Raw genomic sequence first — 21680 nt, 5'->3', positions numbered from 1 at the left:
TTTTTTTAAAATTTAGTCAGATTTTGAAGCACTAAACCATGTTTTAGCTTTTTTCAATGCTTCTTGAGCTTTGATTTTTTCAGGGGAGGTTTCTTTATCCAGAGTTTGACTTAGTAGATTTTTAGCTTGTTCTAATTCGGCCTCAGCTTTGGCAGAATCAATATTTTTACCCATCTCAGCTTTATTTACTAAAACTGTAACTTCATTAGATTCCACTTCCGCGAAACCCCCACTTAGTGCGATTGAATCCCAAGTACCGTTTTTAAAAACCCTCAAAACACCAAAATCAATAGCAGTAACCATTGAAATGTGACCAGGTAGTACTCCCAATAGCCCTGTGGTGCTTGGAAGTATTATTTCATCAGCAGTATCATCGAACACGCTTTGATCAGGAGCAAGAACTCGAAGAGTTAAAGACATATCTTTGGGGTTTAGAAAAACGTTGACTTAGATGTAATTGTATGTAGAAAAGATTTTTAGCCTTTTGCTTCAGATTCTATTTTTTCTGCTTTAGCCTTTACTTCCTCAATGCTTCCAACAAGATAGAAGGCTTGCTCAGGTAAGTTGTCTAGTTCTCCTGAAAGAATCATGTTAAAGCCTTTGATTGTATCTTCTAATTTCACATATTTACCAGACATGCCAGTGAATATTTCGGCAACAAAGAATGGCTGAGATAGGAATTTCTCGATTTTGCGTGCACGGTCAACTGTCTTTCTATCTTCTTCTGAAAGCTCGTCCAATCCCAATATGGCAATGATGTCTTGCAATTCTTTGTATCTCTGAAGTGTTGATTGAACTGCTCTGGCAGTGCGGTAATGCTCATCACCTACAACAGATGGCTGTAGCATGGTACTGGTTGAGTCAAGTGGGTCGACAGCAGGATAGATGCCTTTAGCTGCAAGAGCTCTCGCCAGAACAGTAGTCGCATCTAAATGAGCAAAAGTAGTAGCAGGAGCAGGATCTGTTAAGTCGTCAGCAGGAACATAAACAGCTTGAATTGAGGTAATAGATCCTTCAAGAGTGGAGGTGATCCTCTCTTGAAGCTCCCCTACGTCAGTGCCTAAAGTTGGCTGATATCCAACAGCAGATGGCATACGACCTAATAATGCAGATACTTCTGATCCAGCCTGAACAAATCTGAAAATATTATCAATGAACAAGAGAACATCTTGTTTATTTACATCACGAAAGTGCTCAGCCATCGTTAAAGCTGATAGGCCTACTCTCATTCTTGCCCCAGGGGGCTCATTCATTTGACCAAAGCATAAGGCTACTTTTGACTTGGTTAGATCTTCTGAATTGATGACCCCAGATTCTTTGAATTCTTCGTATAAATCGTTACCTTCTCTTGTCCTTTCTCCTACTCCACCAAAAACTGATACTCCCCCATGTTCTTTTGCAATATTGTTAATAAGCTCTTGGATTAAAACTGTTTTTCCTACACCTGCACCTCCAAACAACCCAACTTTTCCTCCTTGGCGGTAGGGAGCAAGCAAATCAATAACTTTAATACCAGTCTCGAATACTTTTGGCTTTGTTTCCAGGTCTGTGAGGCTTGGGGCTGAACGATGAATTGGCGAAGTTGTTACGTTCTTAAGGTCTCCCTGCTCATCAACTGGTTCTCCAAGAACATTGAAAATTCTTCCAAGGGTAGCTTCACCAACAGGTACTGAAATGGGAGCTCCTGTATCTATAGCTTCCATTCCTCTAACTAATCCGTCAGTTCCACTCATGGCAACGGCTCTGACCCGATGATCACCCAGTAATTGTTGAACCTCTGCAGTTAATGCAACATCTTGCCCTGCAGGATTCTTGCCTTCAATCCTTAATGCATTGAGAATTGAAGGGAGTTTGCCAGCTGGAAATTCAACATCTAAAACTGGACCAATTACTTGGCGAACAATACCCTTAGTTCCAACAGTAGTTGTAGCAGAAGCGGCCATAAGATAACTAGAAACTTTGTGAGCATGCTCTGATTTGCATACTCTTATCAGCGGCTTAGACTACCACTTCACAGGCGTTTTTTTTCAGTGTTCGGTCAACCGCACAGAATATATGTGGTCTTGAGAGTGTTTAGATGCATAAATTAATACCGTTGGTAATGAGTAATACTCTTTATCGAGTCAGCGCTAAGCGCTTTGTTTTTTTGCTACTGCACTAATCTATGGCAGCTGTATCTCTCAGCGTCTCCACTGTCAAGCCACTTGGAGACCGTGTATTTGTAAAAGTTTCTGAATCAGAAGAGAAGACTGCGGGGGGTATATTGCTTCCCGACACTGCTAAAGAAAAACCTCAAGTCGGTGAAGTTGCTCAGGTTGGTCCTGGAAAACGTAACGAAGATGGTTCACGTCAATCTCCAGAAGTAAGTGTTGGAGACAAGGTTCTCTACAGTAAGTACGCAGGTACTGATATCAAGCTTGGCAGCGATGAATACGTACTTCTCTCTGAGAAAGATATTCTTGCTGTCGTCAATTAGATCTCAGCTTTTGCTGAAGTCAAAACCCAAAACTTTTCGAAACTAAAGGAAATCGCCTCTTATGGCCAAGCGCATCATTTACAACGAGCAAGCCCGCCGAGCACTCGAGCGTGGTATTGACATTTTGGCTGAATCAGTCGCCGTCACTTTGGGACCTAAAGGTCGGAATGTTGTTCTCGAGAAAAAGTTTGGTGCACCTCAAATAATTAATGATGGTGTAACAATCGCAAAAGAAATAGAGCTCGAAGATCACATTGAAAACACCGGTGTTGCTCTAATTCGTCAAGCTGCTTCAAAAACTAATGATGCGGCTGGAGATGGCACCACCACTGCAACTGTTCTTGCTCATGCAATGGTTAAAGCTGGTTTGAAAAATGTTGCAGCAGGAGCTAATGCAATCACTTTGAAAAAAGGAATTGATAAGGCAACCGAATTTTTGGTTGAAAAAATCAAAGATCATTCCAAGCCCATCAGTGACAGCAATGCAATTGCTCAATGCGGAACCATAGCTGCGGGTAATGACGAAGAAGTTGGCAAGATGATTGCTGATGCAATGGATAAAGTTGGTAAAGAAGGTGTTATCTCCCTTGAAGAAGGCAAGTCAATGACCACTGAATTAGAGGTCACTGAAGGAATGCGTTTTGATAAGGGATATATCTCCCCTTACTTTGCAACTGACACTGAAAGAATGGAAGCAGTGTTGGATGAACCTTACATACTTTTAACTGATAAAAAAATTGGTTTAGTTCAAGATCTTGTTCCTGTATTAGAGCAAGTTGCTAAAACTGGTAAACCTCTCCTAATAATTGCTGAAGATATAGAAAAAGAAGCTTTAGCTACATTGGTAGTTAATAGACTTAGAGGGGTATTAAATGTTGCAGCTGTTAAAGCTCCTGGTTTTGGAGATCGCAGAAAAGCAATGCTTGAAGATATGGCTGTTCTGACAAATGGTCAGCTTATAACTGAGGATGCAGGTTTAAAACTTGAAAATACCACTCTTGATATGCTTGGTACTTCAAGGCGGGTAACAATTAATAAGGATACATCCACAATTGTTGCTGAAGGTAATGAAGTGGCTGTTAATGCCAGATGTGAACAAATCAAGAAGCAGATGGATGAGACCGATTCAACCTACGATAAAGAAAAGCTTCAAGAAAGATTAGCTAAACTCTCTGGTGGAGTTGCTGTAGTAAAGGTTGGTGCTGCGACAGAAACTGAGATGAAAGACAAAAAACTACGTTTAGAGGATGCAATTAACGCAACTAAAGCTGCAGTTGAAGAAGGAATTGTTCCTGGTGGTGGAACAACACTCGCTCATTTGGCTCCTGCTCTGGGAGATTGGTCTTCCTCCAACCTCTCTGGAGAAGAATTAATTGGAGCAAATATTGTTGAAGCGGCTCTTACGTCTCCATTAATGCGTATTGCTGAGAATGCTGGGGCTAATGGAGCTGTTGTTGCAGAGAACGTTAAATCGAAACCAGTCAATGATGGCTACAATGCTGCAACGGGTCAATATGTAGATATGCTTTCTGCTGGAATTGTTGATCCAGCCAAAGTAACCCGCTCAGGTTTGCAAAATGCTGCTTCAATAGCAGGAATGGTTCTTACTACTGAGTGCATAGTTGCTGATTTACCTGAGAAAAAAGAGGCTTCTCCAGCAGCTGGTGGTATGGGTGGTGATTTTGATTATTGATTAACTTCTCAATCAAAGAAACTTTAATGAGGGTCAGGGCTTATACCTTGCCCCTTTTTTGTTGCTTTCTAGTAAATGGTTTTGGCAAATGTCAGAAAAATACCTTAAGCAAAAATTGGAACAGGTTTTGCTTGTTTTGCCTAGTTAGTATTGGGATATTTTATTAATTTCTCTTTTTTGTTTAAAAACAAATATTTTTTAGATAGGTGTTTCGGTAGGGAAATAGTTCTTTTTAAAGTCTATTAAATAATAATATTTAGAAGGCTAAAAAATATTGAAAGATTAAGTCTTGAATTTATTTTAACCAACCTGCGCTAAGAATAACTGCAAGGGCTAAAAATGAGATAAGGCATGTCCAGGTCGCTCTATTTAGAGTAGATTCTGCGCTACTTGCACTCGTGAACATAGAACTTCCGCTAGATGCAAGGCCACCCATACCATCGCCTTTTGGGCTATGAAGAAGAACTAATATTATAAGAAAAACCCCTAAAATGGCCCAAGCCCAGGATAAAAGTGGAATGATCATTTTTGTTTTTAATTATGCAGGTTGAGGAATAAGATTTGTTTTTTTAGGTAAGTTAATTGGCTCAATAAGTGTTGTGCCAGTCATTGCTTTTGGTTTTGGTAAATTTAGCAAGTGTAAAAGAGTAGGAGCCAAGTCAGATAATCCTCCTCCAGACTCTCTCAGTTTTATGTCATTTCCGTATCCACTCAATTTACGTTTTTCACCTTCAACAAGTATGACAGGGACAGGATTTGTTGTGTGGGCGGTCCATGGTTGGCCATCCGGGCCAACCATTACCTCAGAATTACCATGATCAGCTGTTATCAAAATAGATCCTCCTAGCTTCCCTATTGAATTTAATAATCTTCCAAGGCAGCTATCAACTTTTTCATTAGCTTTTATTGCAGCTGAAATTATTCCGGAATGTCCAACCATATCTGGATTAGCAAAATTAATTACCACTAAAGAGTAAATTCCAGTTTCAATTGCTTTGATGCAACTTTCGGTCAGCTCATCAGCTGACATCTCAGGCTGAAGATCGTATGTTGCAACTCTTGGAGATGGCACAAGGTGTCTTACTTCTCCTTTTAGTGGTTTCTCAATTCCTCCATTTAAAAAATATGTTACGTGTGGATATTTTTCAGTTTCAGCTGTTCGATATTGATTTAAGCCGTTATCAGAAACTACTTGTCCTAATAAATCATTTAATGGCTCAGGCGGAAAAGCAACTGATACAGGAAGACCCGATTCGTATTGTGTAAAGGTAAGGACGTCAATATCTATTTTTTTCTTTCTTTCAAATCCGTCAAAATCATTTAACTTAATCGCCTTTACTAATTGCCTAGCTCTATCAGGGCGGAAATTAAAAAAAACTATTCCATCTCCATCTTTTAAGAAAGAGGAAGACAGTCTAGTTGGTTCAATAAATTCATCTGTAATTCCTTCTTCATAGCTTTTATTTAAACTTTCTTCTGCTGAAAGATCGCTAATTATGAAGTCTGGATCTGTAAGTAATTCATAGGCTTTTAAAGTTCTTTCCCATCGATTATCTCGATCCATAGCCCAATATCTACCGCATATAGATGCAATCTCGCCTACCCCTGTTGATTTGATTTTGCTTTCTATTGTTTTTATATATTTAGAGGCACTCTTTGCAGAGGTATCTCTACCATCAGTGAATAAGTGCAATGAGAGGTTTTGCAGCCCCTTTTTGGCAGCCCATTCAATTAAGCCGCATAAATGAGTGATGTGGCTGTGAACCCCTCCATCAGAACAAAGTCCCATGATATGGAGAGTGCCTTTTTTCCTTTTTAAATTTTTAGAAAAATCATTAAGAGCAAGATTTTCAATTAATTTATTTTCTTTGACTGTATTGGATATTCGAACCAATTCTTGTTGAATTATTCTTCCTGCTCCAATAGTTAGATGCCCAACCTCAGAGTTGCCCATTTGCTCATCTGGTAGCCCAACATCTCCACCACTGGCTTCGATAAGAGTATGAGGATAAGCATGCCATAAGGCATCAAAGACTGGCGTTGAGGCCAGTTTTACTGCATTATTTTCAATTTCTTCTCTATGACCCCAACCGTCAAGTATCGCCAGCACGACTGGTGCTACTTTCCCTTTGTTCATTGAAACAGCGGTGTTTCTGCTTGGCATTCAAAGAAATTTGTTTCTTTTGATGGTTTTCTTTCGTATTAAATTACTTCCTAATAGGTAAACAGGCTAATTCTTTGATGTTTGGTTAGCTTTTCCCTATTAGATTAAAAAAGTATTTAAGTTATTCCTAAGAAAAAATAAAATTTTTAGGACTTTAAAATATGCCAGATAAAGCCATAAGAAAAGAGAAAGAAATCCTTTCAGAGAAAGAACTTGATAGAACCATCAAAAGATTGGCTTCTCAAATTTTGGAAAAGATCCCAAGTATTAGTTCATTATTGCTAGTTGGAATTCCAACTAGAGGGGTTTATTTGTCTAGATTGTTAGCAAAATCTTTAGAGGAATTATCTGGCCAGCCAGTCGAAAATGGATGTTTAGACCCGACTTTTCATAGAGATGATCTTCCTAGAGTTGGGGCTCGAATAGCTCAAGTGACAGATTTACCCACCTCTGTTGATGATAGAGAGGTCGTTTTAATAGATGATGTGATTTATACCGGTAGAACTATCAAAGCAGCATTAGAAGCTCTACATTTATGGGGCCGAGCAAAAAGAGTTACGCTTCTTGCGATGGTTGATAGAGGCCATAGGGAAGTTCCCATTCAACCAGATTTTTGTGGGCGTGTGGTTCCCACTAGTAATGATGAGACTATTGAACTCAGATTAAGAGAGGTTGACGGAGAAGCAGGTATTTTTTTATGTAAAAAACTTTAAATGATTAATATTAAACATATAAGATGTTTATCTGATTTCCCCAAGATTTTGACTTGTGATTTTATTGTTATTTCGTAAATCAATCCCTTCAACCTCAAGTTGACAATTTTCATTAATGTTAAAATTTAATTTAATACAATCTTGATCGATTTTACCTGGAGGATCTAACGGAATGGAAATAATACTATTATTGATCTTTTTGATTTCTTCTTTAGATTCTATAGTTGTCAAAGTTGGTAATCCATTAATATAAACAATCTCATTAGATCCTTCTTCTTGAGGTTCTCCAATTATTAAATCTATGCTTAATTGATCATTTATACTTGCAGATAAAATTATTTCTAAAGGTTTATTTGTTGGCCATGTTTGACCTGCTAAGAAAAGAGGGTGCCATATGTGCTTTTCATTTTTTTTGTTCCAGCATCTTAAACTTACCCCTTTATTTAGTACATCTTTTACTTGAACACCTGGCGTTAGATTTAAGGCTCCCAATGCAATTGCCTCAATAGGTGGAGGAGTCAAAAAAGGGATCGAATTACAGATATTACTTAAATAGTTTTTAATTAAAGGTATTCGAGATCCTCCTCCGACTAAGACAACACTATCAAGATCTTTTAATTCAAATGAATTTCTTTTTGCGATATTAATTGTTTGCTTGAAAAGCTTTTCAATACTTTTTAAGAGCCCTTTTTCTATAAGTAATTCTTCAAGTCCTTTTTTAGAAAGTCTTAAAATCTTTTCCTCATTCTCATCATTTTTTACTTGTTTAGTGATAGTAAATGTCTCTTTTATATTGACATTGCTTAATTCACATTTCAGCTCCTCGGCCTTTCTCAAGATTGAGTTAGTTGCTTTCTCTTCTGGTAACAAATGATTAGATATCCATCTATCTATATCTTTGCCACCTAACCGAAGTCCTGATTTCCCAAGAACTTTTGCGGCTCGAAGAATTTGTGTGCTTTTTCCCTCTAAATTATTTCCATCAAATCTTACAAGTTGAGCAATTGGTGAAGCTTGTCCCTCTCCACCCTCTAAAGCAACAATTGACATGTCAATTGTGCTCCCTCCAAAATCTAAAACAAGTAATGTGGATCCAGGTTCAAGTCCAGCTCCCATTGCGGCAGCTGTAGGTTCATCAACTAAGGCGATTTCTTTTACTTCTAGGGAATCACATACATTGACTAACCAGGTTCTATATTCTCGATATGTATCTACTGGAGCAGTTAATACAAGTCTTTTGATACTTACCTTCTCCGAGACTTTTTCCCAAATATTGTGAATTAAAACTTCTCCTGCTCTTTCTGGAGAGATTTTTGAATCATATATATCCTCAATTTCTTGAGATCCTATCCATCTTTTAAAATCTTGACTTAAGTTATTTTCTTTTTCATTAATTACATTTGAATTGATAACTTCTTGACCAATTAAATAGGAATTTTCTTTTTCTGATGATTTCCAAATTAAGCTCGGTATTTCTCCTGGAGCTCGACTAATGGGGGGTAAATCTAAGAGTTCAGGAGGTTCTCCATTTTCTTTTTGAAAAACAACTACCGTTGTTGAACTACCTAAATCGATGGCTAATGTTCCAAAATTATTTGTATTGATTTCAGTTGGAAGGATGTTTTCGAATTGATCGATTTTATTTTTTACCATCTTTACTCGTTGAATTTTTAATAGGAGCAGAAAAATCTATAAATAGCAAGTGAGTCTAGAAAAACTAACACCAGGGTTATTATTTCGCGAAAAATATAGAAATGAGCAATTCTCTCCTAGAATAAATCAAAATTGAAGTTTTAAGTGTGATTAAGTCAGGTTCAGGTGTTAATTCAAAGGATTTAGCAAAAAGAGGTGAGAGTCTCATAAGGCAATCCACTAACCGCTACCTCACTACTGTTCGGATTGCTTTTAGAGCAAAGCAAAGAAGATTTGATGATTTTGATGGCCTTTTAGAAGAATCAACGGTTAAGCCAGTACAAAGAGCCATAATTGAATTAAGTGATGAACAAGATCAGCCTGATCTATTGCCTGGTTAGGTGATTAAAAAAGAAGGTCCGGGTTGGAGAATAATTAGAGACTCATCGAGAGATAACTTTTCTACGCTTATAGGAGGAGAAAATTGGGCTATAGAGTTGAATAAATTTGAGTGGGAAAATCTAGTTAAGCTAGTAATAGATTTGTCTGATCAATACAAATCAGTTAGAGAACAATTAATGGGTGACGAGGATATTACTTTGGAATTAGAGCGTAGCCCTTGGTTGGCAATTTTAAAAGGTGATCAAAATGGATGGAACCTTAGATTGATCTTGAGTGCTAGTGGTCTATTAAATCGAGGAGCAGAAGTCTATTGGCCTAGAAATGTGACTAATCACGTTACTAATGCAATGAGAATAATGTGGGATTCAGACTATTTGTGAGAGAACTTAACTAAAAGTTTTTCAATTTTTCCCCAAATCCAACTGGATTTAACTCACATTTTTTCCACAGGATTGATCCCATTAATTTGGCTCCAACTAATTGCTGTGGAAAAAGACTGAGTTTGATTCTTTGGATTTGGTTGTTAAATAATACTAATACTTAGGATAAATAATACTTATGGTTTCTTTCGGAAAGTAGTTGAGTGCTTGATCTGAGGATGAGACGGCTCGAGAAAGCGTTTAGTCGTATTTGATTTTGATAGTAGTTTGATTGTGGATCTAATATTTTCAAAAGCCTCTTAAATGAAAGATATTGATTTTATGGAAGAAACCAGCTTGACCAAGAGTTCTGAGAGTTTGGAATCTGAGAATACAATTAGTTTTCAAACAAAAATACCCAAGCAGATTCAACAAGCGATGAGAGTTTATATTGAGAAACATCCAAATTGGGATCAATACAGGCTTTTACAAGCAGCGCTTGCAGGATTCTTAATCCAAAATGGTATCAGTTCTAGATTGATAACTCGTCTTTATATTGGAAATATGTTTGGGTCTCATTCTTTTTGAATTAATTTCTTCGGAGTTTTTTGAGAAGTTCTATAGCGATTTCTTTTTTTATGGGCATGATTGATAGCCTATTGCCTTTGCGGACTAAAGTTAGTTCTTCAGACGTATAATCTTCTGATAGCTCCTTTAAAGTAATCATATTTTTAAATTCACAGATATATTTTGTCTTGACACAATCCCAACGAGGGTTTTCTCTCTTTGATTTTTTGTCAAAGTATTTTGAACTTTCATCAAATTGAAATGGGTCAATTAAATTGGTTTCAATGATTTCCATTAAACCAACTATTCCAGGAGGTTTAGTATTTGAATGATAAAAAAAAGCTTGATCACCAATTTCCATTGACCTCATGAAGTTTCTTGCTTGATAATTTCGTATTCCATCCCAGAGGGTTTCTCCTTCCTTTTGCAAATCTTTAATGCTGTAAGCATCTGGCTCACTTTTCATTAGCCAATAGTTGATTTTCTTTGCTGCCATGGGATCTCAGCGAAAATGCAGTGTGTGGACTGAGCGTTGACGGATTTATTCTATTCCGCTTGCCTCTCTCCGAACATTACCTAACTTTTGAAACTAATAAAACTTATCGCTAGACATAGACTTATAAATTTTTGAAGAGTCAGTCTTACTAGACTCTTTTAGGCGAATCAAATGATCTTTATAACATTTATTTGCTTGTTAATTATAAGGAAGTATAAAATCTACTTCTTTTAGATGTTTAATTTTAATGGTCTACTTTTTTCTCTGCTTTAATCAAAAGACAATTATTTATAATTTCTTTTGATGGTAAAAACTTCCCACACTTTGAATCCTTTACTCTGTCACGCTTTGTTTAGATCTTCCTTTTCGTTTTTTTATGATTTGGCAATTGCTAATGTTTATCAAGTTGATTTAGAAATTTTCTACTTCTTTCGTGTCTTGCATTAGAAAAGAAAATATTTGGAGGAGATGTTTCTATGACTTTACCTGAATCCATAAATAAAACTTGATCACTTACGTCTTTAGCAAAACCAATTTCATGTGTTACTACAATCATTGTCATTCCTTGCTCAGCAAGTCTTCTCATTGCATCGAGCACCTCGTTGATTCTCTCTGGATCTAGAGCGCTAGTGGGTTCATCAAATAGAAGCAACTCCGGCTTTAATGCTAACGCTCTAGCTATGGCTACTCGTTGCTGTTCTCCTCCACTAAGTTGACTTGGGTATTTTTTTGCATGTGAATCTATTCCCATTTGATTTAAGAGATACATCCCATATTCTTCCGCTTCAATTTGACGACGTTTTTGCACATTTATTGGAGCGAGAGTGATATTTTCAAGGATTGATAGATGAGGGAATAAATTGAATTGTTGAAAAACCATACCTACTCTTCTTCTTATTTTTTGGATTTTCTTTTCATCATGAGTGGAATTAACTGTTATTCCTAAAACATTCAGTTCTCCTGTGTCAAAAGTCTCAAGACCATTAAAGGTTCGAATCAGAGTACTTTTCCCTGAGCCAGAGGGACCCATTACCACTAGGACTTTTCCTTGATTAACTGTCAGAGAAACATTGTCAAGAGCTCGTAATCCTTTTGTGTAAGACTTTGTGAGATTCTTTGCAACAACAATAGGTTCCATGAATTATCAAAAATTAGCTTGATTAATGGTCATTCTTTGTTCAAGATGTCTTGCTAGAACAGCCATGATTGTGCAAACGATCCAATAGACACATGCTAGCCAAACATAAACTTCAATATATTGACCAATAAATTCTGGATTAGCAAGGATACTTCTGCCTACACCAAGTAACTCCACTAATCCTAAAATAGCCATTAAAGATGTATTTTGAAAAAGTCCGATGGATTGGTTAGTCAAAGCAGGTAATGCAATACGCAAGGCTTGAGGTATCAATATCAATTGGATGATTTGGAATTGATTAAGGCCAAGACTACTAGCTGCTTCTATTTGGGTGTTAGGAATTGATTGTAATCCGCCACGAATATCTTCTGCTATGTAGGCAGAGACAAAAAGAGTGAATGCAAAGATAGCTCTCCAAACACGATCAACTTCTATCTCTACTGGAAGAAATAAAGGTATTAATAGTTGACCAAAGAAAAGTACAGCAATAAGAGGGACTGCTCTCATTACATCTATATAGAATGAACTTAGCTTCTGAATTAATGGTAATGAACTTTGACGACAAAGTGCTAAGACTATTCCCAATGGTAATGATAACAATGAACTACAAGCAGTTAGTAGAATAGTTAGAGTCAATCCTCCCCAATGTCTACTCATGATAGGAGACAATCCAAATCCCCCATAAAGTAAATAAAGGCCTAGGGGTATAGTGCCTACCCATGCTATTAAAAGATTTTTGCGTAGCCATTTCCACCCAGGGCCAAAAATGGTAATAATGCTGAGTGAAAAGAGAATAATAATCCAAGTTGCAGGCCTCCATCGTTCATTCGGTGGGAAGCTACCAAATGCATACAAAGGAAGATTCGATGTGACCACTACCCAATTAGCTCTAAATATAAGCCATCTAAACGTATTTTGACAAACTATAGTAATAATCAACATGAAGATTAGGCTTATAATGCTATTGGATAAACTTGAAAACAAAGTTTTTCTTAGTCTTTGAAATAGATATATAATTAAAGTCATATTTAGTATGAATTAGTTATGTTTATTAGAGTTGACAATTATCCTATTAATAATTTCCATGCTATTACTTATTAATAGATTTAATAATAAGAAACTTGTAAGCAATATAAGGAAGCATTCGATTGCTCTTCCAGTTTGATTAATAATAGTATCATTTATTGCATAAATATCTGAGTAACCAACTGCTATTGCTAAGGTACTATTCTTTGCAAGATTAAGATATTGACTTGTTAATCCTGGAATGATTGCTGGTAAGGCTTGTGGAATTATGATGCTGATAAGACCTTTTCTTTCAGAGAGCCCTAAGCTTCTATAAGCTTCCCATTGCCCCCTTGGAACAGAAAGTATCCCTCCACGAATTACTTCTGCTATATACGCACTTGCGAATATACTTAGACCAAGTAACAATGCTGAAAACTCCGAAGATAGGTTGAACCCTGATAACTCGATTCCTTGATTTGAAATTATAAATATATCTTTTATCTGGATTAATACATTATCTTTTAAGCCTAAAAAACCAACAAAATACCAAAACATAAGTTGAAGTAAAAGAGGGGTTTGGCGAATAATTGTAATGTACCCAGCTGAAATAAGCCCTAGTAATGAGTTTTTACCAGTTCTTGCAAAGCCTACAAGTATTCCCAATAAAGTAGCTAATAATAATGATGAGACTATTACTTTTAGGCTATTGAGCCAACCTATAAATAATGCCCAAGCATAGCTATCTGAGGAGGTATAAGGTAAGGGGTGTTCCGCTAAAGCAAAACTCGCTGGTTTGAAAAGCCAGCTAAAATTAAAACCAAGACCTGTTCTTATTAGATTTATTGTCAAATTATTAATTAGTATCCCAATCAGACCAAAAAAGATAATAGTTGCCCCTAATTGAAAAAATATTTTTTGATTTATTTTCATTACCTAAACAAATTATTTTTAGTTAAAAGGTGGTGAAATGTGCACACCTCCTTTGTTATATAACTCATTTTGTCCTCTTGGAATAGGCACCTCGCTATTTTGACCTAAATTTCTTTCGTAGATCTCGCCATAATTCCCAGTTGAGCTAATTACTTTAACTACGAAGTCATTGCTAAGACCAATTTTTTCTCCTAGGCCTCCATCTATACCTAGAAATCTTCTTAAAGGTTTTAATTGAGGATTATTCTTTGCTAGTTGTACTTTTTTACCAATGTTTGATTTTGTTATCCCTTGCTCTTCTGCTGATATTAGGGAAAAGATAACCCATCTCATCGCATCAGCTAGTTTCTGATCTTGGCCATCGGAAGCTGGAGCAAGTGGCTCCTTGCTTAATACATCATCTAGAATAATGTGTTCTTTTGGATTCTTAAAACCAGATCTGGCTGCTGCTAATTGTGAACGATCAGAAGTCATGGCTGAACAACGACCCTGTAAATAACCGGCAACTACTTGATTAAGGTCTTGATATTTGATTGGTGTATAAGGCAGCGATGCACTCTCGAATGCATCATTTATATTTTGCTCAGTGGTTGTGCCTGAGCCTACACATATAGATTTATTTGCAAGATCTTTCAGACTGCTAATTTTACTCTCCTTCTTGACCATCAATCCCTGCCCATCATGGAAAACAACTGGTGCAAAAGTTAACCCATTTCCTCCTGAGGAATCTCTACTAAGAGTGAAAGTGGTATTTCTTGATAACAGGTCAATTTCCCCGGTTTTTATAGCTGTAAATCTTTCTGCTGCAGTTAGAGGCCTGTATTGGATTTTTTTCGAATCTCCCATAAATGCAGCAGCAAATGCTTTACATATATCGACATCTAGTCCTTCATAACTACCATCACTTTTCAGAAAACTAAATCCAGGAATCTTCCCACTTACTCCACAAATTAACTCGTTGCGATTTCTTATCAGGTTAAGTCTAGAACTATTGTCTTGATTTGTTGTCGCACAACCAGCTAATAGAGCTGCTAGACCAACTAATCCTGATACCAAAAGACGCATAATTTTTTTGATCAATAAATTTGATTTTCGCCAAATTTTTCTATTTCCTAGGCAATTAAAGAAAATCTTTTACTTTTTCTTCATTCAAAGTTGTGATCTCATAAATAAAGCCGGTTGAAACTTCAAAGAGTATTTTTTGAGTTTAAATATATTTTAAAGATAGAACATTTGTCTTTGATTTATAAATGAATAAGCTTAAATGAACTAGATCAATTTCTGATGATGACTCGGCATTAGGTGCACTCTTAATTATCTAATAGTCAATTGCATCTTTATTAAATGATTTGTCAGTAAGTATAGGAGCTGAAAAAGTTTAGTTACTTTGAAATTTAAAGCAAGGGCTTCTTTTTATTGACTATTTCCCAAAAAAGTTGATGTATTATAAATAGTATGTTCTGTGGCACAAGGTTTTTATTCTTTAAGTTTTGATCCATTCTCTGTATTCTTGATAAATTGCTAACTGATCTTTAGTATTGAGTTTATTTGTTCTTTTAGGCATATGACATATAAGTTCTGAAAACGTTTCTTTGACAGATTGATTAAATGCCATCTGCTAAAGGTAGCTAATCTAAATTACCCTCTGAGATCAGTTTGTAAACTTCCAAAAATTTTGTTTGAGTAGTTTTTATGCTTAGATGAATTACGTAAGCCCCTTTTCTGATTGCTATATTATTATCTAATAGTTGCTTGTTGTATATGTCTACTAAAAATAGTTGATTTTAATTTCTAGTTTTGATCTGTTAATTATATATATAATATAAAGGCTGAATCAACTTTTATTACATTAAAACTCCTTTACTATCCATATTGCTTGAGAATAGAAAATATGGATTCCTAGTAGGATTTTAAACATTTGGGTATGAAAAATTACAATACAAAAAAAATAATCAGAGCATTATCAGTAATGGCTTGTCTGACTTTCTCTTTGTTTATTGGTTTTATAGTTAGTATTAATCTTATAGTTGATCCTATTATCTATTGGCTTGCATCGACTGAAGGGGCAAGGATATTTATAAGTTGTATTCTATCTTGGTTAGGAGTTTCGACACTTTTCGACTTGTTTTATAAGCGTTACAGGCGAAGTAAAAAATTGAAAAGGTTTAATGCCCTTAATATTCCTTATCCTCGGACTTTTAAAGGTAGGAAATGATTATTTTTTAGAGGAAGGCTGAGCAAATATATAAAGATTATAGAAAGGAATAAATGAACAAAAAGCCCATAAAACCAGGTTTTCCTTTCCTATATCTCTGAGCCTTCTGATTAATAAAGCTATAAAAACTAAAAAAGATGGAATGCTATATAAATAACTCCAATCATATCCCTCAGAGATGGTATAAAAATCATTTAGATCATTAGTAAGGGTGTCATTAGATATAATTGAAACCACAGCTCCTATTAATCCATCAAGGATAAAAAAGTGCCAAAAAGGTATTCTACTTGTTCTATCTTTGTAATTAAAAATCTGACTCCAAGCCAGAAAGTAATTTGAAAGAACTCTCTCTAAAAAATTCATCCTTATTCTTACATGTATAAATAGTTATGTAAGATCTTACTCTTAAAAGGCTCTAAAGTTTTTTATTTCATAAATAAAATAATGAACCGTATCTTTTTCATGGCTCTATTTTTTGCTCTTATGTCTCCGATGGCTGTTAAGTCTGATGATCGAATTTATGAAACCAAGAATATTTGTGGACGATACTATGCAGTCGAAATTAACGGTGGTGATTCTGGAAGGGTTAGCTCAAGGGTAGAGCAGTACTGCAATTTCTTTCGCTAAGTTTCTTGTTTATGCGTTATGCTCTTGCAATCAATCATATATTCCTAGCTGAAGTAAGTGTTGAAATTGAATGTATGGTTATTAAGTAATGACAGAATTTATTTATAAATTTCATATTCAAGCTTTGAAAAAGATCATTAGGACTAAGGGGGCTAATATTTATGAGTTGGCTTTAGTTATGGACAAGAGGACGTAAGCTGTGTTGATTAGTCTTGTTAATGCTTCTACAGACTTTGGAATAAAAAATCTTTTTAAAAATTTAGATCTTCATATAAATAAAAAAGAGAGACTTGGTTTGATTGGTCCAAATGGATCTGGAAAGTCAACACTTTTGAGAGTCATTGCAGGAGTAGAACCATTGATGGAGGGAGAAAGGAGATGTTTATCATCTTTGCGGGTATCTTTAGTTGGGCAAGAAACAAGTTACAACAGTGACAAAAGTATTTTGGAAGAAGTTCTTGAAGGGTGTGGAGAAAAAAGAAAATTATTACTTAATTTCAGTCAGCTAAGTAGAAAAATCGCTCAAAACCCGGAAGATGAAGACCTTTTGAAAAAACTTGGTCAGGCAAGTGAACTTATGGATGTCGCTGCGGCATGGAATCTAGAACAACAATGCCAAGATGTTCTAAGAAGACTAGGTATAAAAGATTTAGATAAGCCAGTAAAAGAGCTTTCTGGTGGTTACCGTAAAAGAGTGGGACTTGCCGCTGCACTTGTATCTAAACCAGATGTCTTGCTTCTTGATGAACCTACCAATCACCTTGATGCATCTGCAGTGGAATGGCTTCAAAATTGGTTAGACCATTATGACGGCGCTCTTGTCTTGATAACTCACGATAGATATGTTCTTGATCGTATCACTACTCGGATGGTTGAAATCAATAATGGAGAAGCTCGCAAGTATTCCGGAAATTATCGCCAATTTCTTCAACAAAAAGTTGAACAAGAACAATCAGAGGCATCAACAAAGAAAAAATTTCAGGGTGTTTTAAGAAAGGAATTAGCTTGGTTAAGACAAGGTCCCAAAGCAAGAAGTACAAAACAAAAAGCACGTATTCAAAGGATTGCTGAAATGCAAGCGAAATCTAAAAATCATGTCCAAGCTAAATTAGAAATGAATTCATTGAGTAGAAGAATTGGAAAAATCGCAATTGAAGCTGAAGGTGTAGGACTCTCTTTAAATGATAAAGAAAATAATTTGGACCTTCTACATGATTTCACTTATAGCTTTAGTCCTGAGGATCGTGTAGGTATCATTGGTCCAAATGGAAGTGGCAAATCGACTCTTTTAGATCTCATTGCAGGTAAAAGATTGCCTACAAGTGGGAACATAAAACTTGGAGAAACCGTTCATATTGGCTATCTCGACCAACATACAAATGATTTAAATCAAGGGGAAGGCCAACAGCGCAAAGTTATCGAATTCGTGGAGGAAGCTGCCTTACGAATTGAACATGGGGGAAGACAAATAACTGCATCACAACTCTTAGAAAAATTCCTGTTTCCACCAAGTCAGCAACATAGTCCTCTACTTAAACTTTCAGGAGGAGAAAAAAGAAGACTTGCTCTCTGTAAAATGCTAATACAAGCTCCCAATGTATTGTTGCTTGATGAGCCTACAAATGATTTAGATATACAAACACTAAGCGTGTTAGAGGATTTTCTAGAGGACTTCAAAGGTTGTGTCGTAGTCGTTTCGCATGATAGGTATTTTCTTGATCGAACTATTGATCGAATTTTTCATTTTGAAAACGGTCACTTACGAAGATATGAAGGTAATTACTCTCAATTTTTGGACCAAAAAATATTAGAAGAGCGAAATAAAGAAGCCAAGGAACGAGATCAAATGGTTAATAATTCACATAGCAAGGTTGGATCAGAAAAAAAATCAAATTCTCAACAAACTGTCAGAAAATTGAGTTTTAAAGAAGCTAGAGAATTAAAAGAACTAGATCTTAAACTCCCTATGTTAGAAAAACAGAAAACATTTTTAGAGAAAAAAATAACTGATAGTGATGAAGACATTAGTGAAATTAGTCTTCAGTTAGCAGAGCTTATTGAAGCCATACAAGAGCATGAGGATAGATGGATTGAGTTGAGTGAGTTGTCTTAGCTAGTCTAATAACAACGTAATTTTTCTTTGACGACGAAAAACAGATTTAGACAAAAAAGTCACCATTGATTTTCTTGAGTTTTGATACTGAGAAAGTGATTTAGCTTTTGCTCCTCAATCGTCCGATTTGCATATGTAGAGCGTATCTCGACTAAAGCTACAGGACGGGGATGGGAGTCTATAACTTGGTTAATATGTATTTCAATGGAAGATTTATGTGCAGTAGAATTCTGATTCAAAGTTTCAGAGAAAGCTTACTTATAGGGGCATTGATGATTTAAGGTCAATTCATACCCCTAATAATTCAAGTCATATTAATATATCCAGATTGTTAAAATAAGATTATATTATTTATATGCCTATTAACGTAACTGAATTAGTTAAATACTTGGAGTGATATTTTAAAAGTTTTAAATGACTCATTTTCGTAGCTATTAATTCAATAAAATTGTTATGTTTGACTTCAGTTCGTTAGTCCAAGAACTGTGGAATAGACAAATATCTCGCAAGAATAAGAGATGCAATTGTCCTAAAAAAGGTGTTATTTGCTGCTTTTAACTATAATAATCTTATGTATACATATGAATTGTGAAGTTGATTAAATGGCATAAATCATTTGTTGAACGTGCTCAAAAAGAAATGGGGATATCTAATTACGCCCTTTATTGGTTTGGTTTTCTTGAGGGCGCTTTAGTTATGTGGTTACTTATGAAAGTTATTTCTGCCTTATGGATAAAATCTGAGTTTCCTTTTTGATAAATATGTTTTAATGGATTAATTATGGAGTTACTAAAAAAAATCCCTGCCAATACTTATCTAATTTTTTCTTTAATTTTCATAACAACAGCTATTGCAGTTCTTTTTTTAGGGAAATTTACTTTTGCCATCTTGTCTTTGCTAACAGGACTTGTTTCATTAATAGCATGGACTTTTTTTGGATTATTTGAAGAAACTAAAAAAACATAGATGCTTCATTAAAATTAGATATGGGGGTTATGGTTAGCAAAAAAATTCTCATGATTACAGTATCCAATAGGGGCTTGTTTTCCTTTTGAATGAATTTATTCTGATTAAAGCTTGATTATTTTTCAGTTGAAATGACTATTGATCCAGAAGTAATTCCTCCTTCAAGTAATAAAGGGAATAGAGCGGGTAGATATGTTCCTAAATGGGCAATTTATAGCTCTGCAGGAATAGTAGTTTTGGTTCTAGTTGGCTTGATTAAAACCCTTCTTCCTTTAATTGGAATGGCTTTTTTATTGACTTTTATCTGGTCGCAATCAACAACTAACCGAAGATACTGAGAATTCTGCTCTCCTTTAACTAGGTCGTTTTCTAGGAAAAGTTTGAGTTATCTCCCGATTATAAAATGGTGAACAGAGGGAACCGTTCTATAGAGAATGTAAATAATAAGAACTAGTAAATTCCCTCCAACAACGGCTGCTCCTGCAGCAAAATTTCCTTCCTTGGTGGTGTAATCCCACTTTGGCTCGTTATCTGTCATGGTTGGTTTATTAATCACTTCATTATTGCCATTTATCCAAAGCGTTCAACAAATATAACTAATAAAAGAATAAAGAAACTCCTAATTTTTTTGAGATTCAAAATAGAATTTACTTTTCTACAATGGGAAATAGGTCCAAATAAAGGGGTTTAGAGTTTTCTTCCGTTCAGATCTCCTACTATGACTACGTTGTTGAAATCTAAATTTATGCTTCCTCTTTAGAAACCACTTCGGCATCAACCACTTCTTGTGAATAAACAAATTCGTTTCTTTTCCTATCTATCCAACTATTAATTCCACATACGAGAGGCTTTGATCCTCGATAAATAAAAATTGCGGTAGGAAGAATACTTATTATTCCAACTGTGGGATTTTTGAATATAAGTCGTCCTGCTTTGACATTAAAAAGAATAATTAATAAAGAAGGAATTAAAACACTGAGAATGGTCTTTAGAGCTTCAGTCCATCCAACCTTATAAATCCACCAAATTGAGGCTATTCCAGCAAAATATAAAATAAAATATGTCATAAAATATTAATTACCCAGTAAGTCAATTCTAATTATTTGAATATTCTAAGAACTTCTTTTACGTTTTGACTTGCTCGTCTCAAGGATGTAAATACTAAAAGCCATCAATAAGGTTGCCAAAATCGATGCAGCCACCCAACTTAATTGACTTGTGGTCATACCTAAGTAAGGGCCATCAATAGGTTGCTCAGACCAAGTACCAGGCAAGTGCCACACCTGTGGGTTCGATAGGAAAACCATGCAATACCTTTAATTGCTTTATAAGCTAATTGTATATTTAAAATGAACAAATGCCCTGAATAATTACTTATCTTTACTTGTTCTGATAACTAAATTGAATATTGATTTGACCTTAAATTATTAACGTATTATTTTTAAATCCTTTAAAAATAATAATTACTCATGGCAAGGCTGTGAAATATAAGCCATCTTTAATTTGAAGTCATTTCGAGATAACAATGTCAAGAGCTATGAATTGGGTCTTGCTTCAATTGGCTATGAGTTATTACGGAGACTCATTAAAAGAGTTTCAAGTAGAAAATGAATAGGTAGTTGTATATAAGTTTTGAATATTTTTTGAATTTCTTATGATTCGCATGAAATGCTAACTCAGTTCAGTATCCCTAATCTAGGCAAGGCTGATCTGGCTTAAACGAATAGGAATTTACAAACAAATAAAAAAGCAACTAAGCAAAAATTTGCATTTTTTTTAAAGGCGTTGTTCATCTTACTTGAAGATGTTTTGCAAAGGTCAATACCTTTTTTATCAGACTTTATTAGGGTATGTCCCAATTAGTATTTGAAGTGCAGCACTCATTTCTCTGCTGAAAAATAACATGGTGTAGCTCATCCCATTTAGGGTTGATAAGAGTGAATTTTTGACTACCTTCAATCACTTAATAGTGGTCAATTTGATAAAGAATATAAAACTGCTCAAAATCACCCTCACCAGGAGGAGATATGGCATTTTTATGATGTATGAAAACATTGACCCCTTTGATATATTTACGCCTGCATCTAAGAAGGATACGTTTGGTGTTGTTTTACGAAAAACTTGAATAGGGACAAATCAATAAGCATTTGTAAACCTCTTGTCCTTGCCATTTATTAATAA

General features: G+C 35.4%; 26 protein-coding genes and 1 pseudogene. 12 read left to right on the top strand and 15 right to left on the bottom strand.

The genetic code is table 11. The features are described 5' to 3' along the window. Positions 1 to 12: 12 nt before the first annotated feature. Entirely contained in the window at positions 13 to 420 is a 408-nt protein-coding gene (gene atpC / locus AC6EIY_RS05865; RefSeq protein ID WP_498506050.1) for an ATP synthase F1 subunit epsilon, read from the bottom strand. A 56-nt stretch (positions 421 to 476) separates the two neighbouring features. Then, positions 477 to 1943 carry a F0F1 ATP synthase subunit beta gene (gene atpD, locus AC6EIY_RS05860; RefSeq protein WP_498506049.1) on the bottom strand — a complete coding sequence of 489 codons (1467 nt, stop codon included), beginning with the start codon at positions 1941 to 1943 and terminating at the stop codon, positions 477 to 479. Positions 1944 to 2164: 221 nt separating this feature from the next. Here atpD and groES point away from each other — a divergent pair, with 221 nt between their 5' ends. Both groES and groL read left to right on the top strand, forming a co-directional pair. Then, a complete protein-coding gene (gene groES / locus AC6EIY_RS05855; protein ID WP_011295315.1) occupies positions 2165 to 2476 on the top strand; it encodes a co-chaperone GroES in 312 nt (103 codons plus the stop codon). A 61-nt stretch (positions 2477 to 2537) separates the two neighbouring features. Further along, the gene (gene groL, locus AC6EIY_RS05850; protein WP_498506048.1) at positions 2538 to 4169 is read left to right on the top strand and encodes a chaperonin GroEL; all 1632 of its coding nucleotides are present in this window, start codon (positions 2538 to 2540) and stop codon (positions 4167 to 4169) included. Positions 4170 to 4464: 295 nt separating this feature from the next. On the opposite strand, the gene secG is transcribed toward groL, so the two are convergent. Together secG and gpmI are read right to left on the bottom strand one after the other, a co-directional pair. Continuing rightward, on the bottom strand, positions 4465 to 4695 hold the full coding sequence (gene secG, locus AC6EIY_RS05845) for a preprotein translocase subunit SecG (RefSeq protein WP_498506047.1): 231 nt from the start codon (positions 4693 to 4695) through the stop codon (positions 4465 to 4467). Positions 4696 to 4707: 12 nt separating this feature from the next. Then, positions 4708 to 6333 (bottom strand): 2,3-bisphosphoglycerate-independent phosphoglycerate mutase, encoded by a 1626-nt coding sequence (gpmI, locus tag AC6EIY_RS05840; protein WP_498506046.1) that lies wholly within the window; start codon positions 6331 to 6333, stop codon positions 4708 to 4710. Between the two features lie 161 nt (positions 6334 to 6494). On the opposite strand from gpmI, the gene pyrR reads away from it, so the two are divergent. Next, a complete protein-coding gene (pyrR, locus tag AC6EIY_RS05835) occupies positions 6495 to 7046 on the top strand; it encodes a bifunctional pyr operon transcriptional regulator/uracil phosphoribosyltransferase PyrR (protein WP_498506045.1) in 552 nt (183 codons plus the stop codon). Between the two features lie 27 nt (positions 7047 to 7073). Here the strand turns inward: pyrR and AC6EIY_RS05830 are convergent, their stop codons facing one another. Beyond that, positions 7074 to 8699: an Hsp70 family protein gene (locus AC6EIY_RS05830; RefSeq protein ID WP_498508127.1), complete on the bottom strand. Its 1626-nt coding sequence runs from the start codon at positions 8697 to 8699 to the stop codon at positions 7074 to 7076. A 146-nt stretch (positions 8700 to 8845) separates the two neighbouring features. On the opposite strand from AC6EIY_RS05830, the gene AC6EIY_RS05825 reads away from it, so the two are divergent. From AC6EIY_RS05825 to AC6EIY_RS05815, 3 genes are all read left to right on the top strand, one after another. Continuing rightward, positions 8846 to 9079, top strand: a complete 234-nt coding sequence (locus AC6EIY_RS05825; RefSeq protein ID WP_498461439.1) for a DNA-directed RNA polymerase subunit omega — start codon at positions 8846 to 8848, stop codon at positions 9077 to 9079. Then, positions 9080 to 9460 carry a DUF1818 family protein gene (locus AC6EIY_RS05820; RefSeq protein WP_498508125.1) on the top strand — a complete coding sequence of 127 codons (381 nt, stop codon included), beginning with the start codon at positions 9080 to 9082 and terminating at the stop codon, positions 9458 to 9460. Positions 9461 to 9763: 303 nt separating this feature from the next. Beyond that, positions 9764 to 10027: a DUF2811 domain-containing protein gene (locus tag AC6EIY_RS05815; protein WP_498508124.1), complete on the top strand. Its 264-nt coding sequence runs from the start codon at positions 9764 to 9766 to the stop codon at positions 10025 to 10027. A gap of 1 nt (position 10028) precedes the next feature. On the opposite strand, the gene AC6EIY_RS05810 is transcribed toward AC6EIY_RS05815, so the two are convergent. The 7 genes from AC6EIY_RS05810 to AC6EIY_RS05780 form a co-directional block, all read right to left on the bottom strand. Then, positions 10029 to 10502, bottom strand: coding sequence for an EVE domain-containing protein (locus AC6EIY_RS05810; protein WP_498508123.1), 474 nt, complete (start codon positions 10500 to 10502; stop codon positions 10029 to 10031). Between the two features lie 391 nt (positions 10503 to 10893). Continuing rightward, a complete protein-coding gene (locus AC6EIY_RS05805; protein WP_498508121.1) occupies positions 10894 to 11640 on the bottom strand; it encodes an amino acid ABC transporter ATP-binding protein in 747 nt (248 codons plus the stop codon). Between the two features lie 6 nt (positions 11641 to 11646). Further along, entirely contained in the window at positions 11647 to 12582 is a 936-nt protein-coding gene (locus tag AC6EIY_RS05800; protein ID WP_498508119.1) for an amino acid ABC transporter permease, read from the bottom strand. Positions 12583 to 12678: 96 nt separating this feature from the next. Next, positions 12679 to 13578, bottom strand: a complete 900-nt coding sequence (locus AC6EIY_RS05795) for an ABC transporter permease subunit (protein ID WP_498508118.1) — start codon at positions 13576 to 13578, stop codon at positions 12679 to 12681. An 18-nt stretch (positions 13579 to 13596) separates the two neighbouring features. Continuing rightward, entirely contained in the window at positions 13597 to 14643 is a 1047-nt protein-coding gene (locus AC6EIY_RS05790) for an amino acid ABC transporter substrate-binding protein (protein ID WP_498508116.1), read from the bottom strand. Positions 14644 to 15061: 418 nt separating this feature from the next. Further along, positions 15062 to 15193, bottom strand: a complete 132-nt coding sequence (locus AC6EIY_RS05785; RefSeq protein ID WP_498508115.1) for a hypothetical protein — start codon at positions 15191 to 15193, stop codon at positions 15062 to 15064. A gap of 600 nt (positions 15194 to 15793) precedes the next feature. Then, positions 15794 to 16156 (bottom strand): DUF805 domain-containing protein, encoded by a 363-nt coding sequence (locus AC6EIY_RS05780; protein WP_498508114.1) that lies wholly within the window; start codon positions 16154 to 16156, stop codon positions 15794 to 15796. A 99-nt stretch (positions 16157 to 16255) separates the two neighbouring features. On the opposite strand from AC6EIY_RS05780, the gene AC6EIY_RS05775 reads away from it, so the two are divergent. The 6 genes and pseudogenes from AC6EIY_RS05775 to AC6EIY_RS05750 all read left to right on the top strand — a co-directional run bounded on the left by AC6EIY_RS05775 (position 16256) and on the right by AC6EIY_RS05750 (position 19837). After that, the gene (locus tag AC6EIY_RS05775) at positions 16256 to 16420 is read left to right on the top strand and encodes a hypothetical protein (RefSeq protein ID WP_498508113.1); all 165 of its coding nucleotides are present in this window, start codon (positions 16256 to 16258) and stop codon (positions 16418 to 16420) included. Between the two features lie 265 nt (positions 16421 to 16685). Continuing rightward, positions 16686 to 17117, top strand: a pseudogene (locus AC6EIY_RS05770) (ATP-binding cassette domain-containing protein); the annotation flags it as partial. A gap of 171 nt (positions 17118 to 17288) precedes the next feature. Beyond that, on the top strand, positions 17289 to 18533 hold the full coding sequence (locus AC6EIY_RS05765; protein ID WP_498508160.1) for an ABC-F family ATP-binding cassette domain-containing protein: 1245 nt from the start codon (positions 17289 to 17291) through the stop codon (positions 18531 to 18533). A gap of 588 nt (positions 18534 to 19121) precedes the next feature. Continuing rightward, entirely contained in the window at positions 19122 to 19289 is a 168-nt protein-coding gene (locus tag AC6EIY_RS05760; RefSeq protein WP_011824357.1) for a hypothetical protein, read from the top strand. Between the two features lie 24 nt (positions 19290 to 19313). After that, positions 19314 to 19499: a hypothetical protein gene (locus AC6EIY_RS05755; RefSeq protein ID WP_498508112.1), complete on the top strand. Its 186-nt coding sequence runs from the start codon at positions 19314 to 19316 to the stop codon at positions 19497 to 19499. A 131-nt stretch (positions 19500 to 19630) separates the two neighbouring features. Then, complete coding sequence (locus AC6EIY_RS05750; protein WP_498508110.1) at positions 19631 to 19837, top strand: hypothetical protein; 207 nt, start codon at positions 19631 to 19633, stop codon at positions 19835 to 19837. Positions 19838 to 19884: 47 nt separating this feature from the next. Here AC6EIY_RS05750 and AC6EIY_RS05745 read toward each other — a convergent pair whose 3' ends face one another. The 3 genes from AC6EIY_RS05745 to AC6EIY_RS05735 form a co-directional block, all read right to left on the bottom strand. Then, the gene (locus AC6EIY_RS05745) at positions 19885 to 20055 is read right to left on the bottom strand and encodes a hypothetical protein (RefSeq protein ID WP_498508109.1); all 171 of its coding nucleotides are present in this window, start codon (positions 20053 to 20055) and stop codon (positions 19885 to 19887) included. Between the two features lie 187 nt (positions 20056 to 20242). Beyond that, positions 20243 to 20566: a hypothetical protein gene (locus AC6EIY_RS05740; RefSeq protein ID WP_498508108.1), complete on the bottom strand. Its 324-nt coding sequence runs from the start codon at positions 20564 to 20566 to the stop codon at positions 20243 to 20245. A gap of 45 nt (positions 20567 to 20611) precedes the next feature. Then, the gene (locus tag AC6EIY_RS05735) at positions 20612 to 20806 is read right to left on the bottom strand and encodes a hypothetical protein (protein WP_498508107.1); all 195 of its coding nucleotides are present in this window, start codon (positions 20804 to 20806) and stop codon (positions 20612 to 20614) included. Positions 20807 to 21680 lie beyond the last annotated feature (874 nt).

It is taken from the genome of Prochlorococcus sp. MIT2304 (assembly GCF_059772405.1).
Note: the sequence above shows the minus strand (reverse complement) of the source record. Positions and strands in the feature narration are given on the sequence as shown.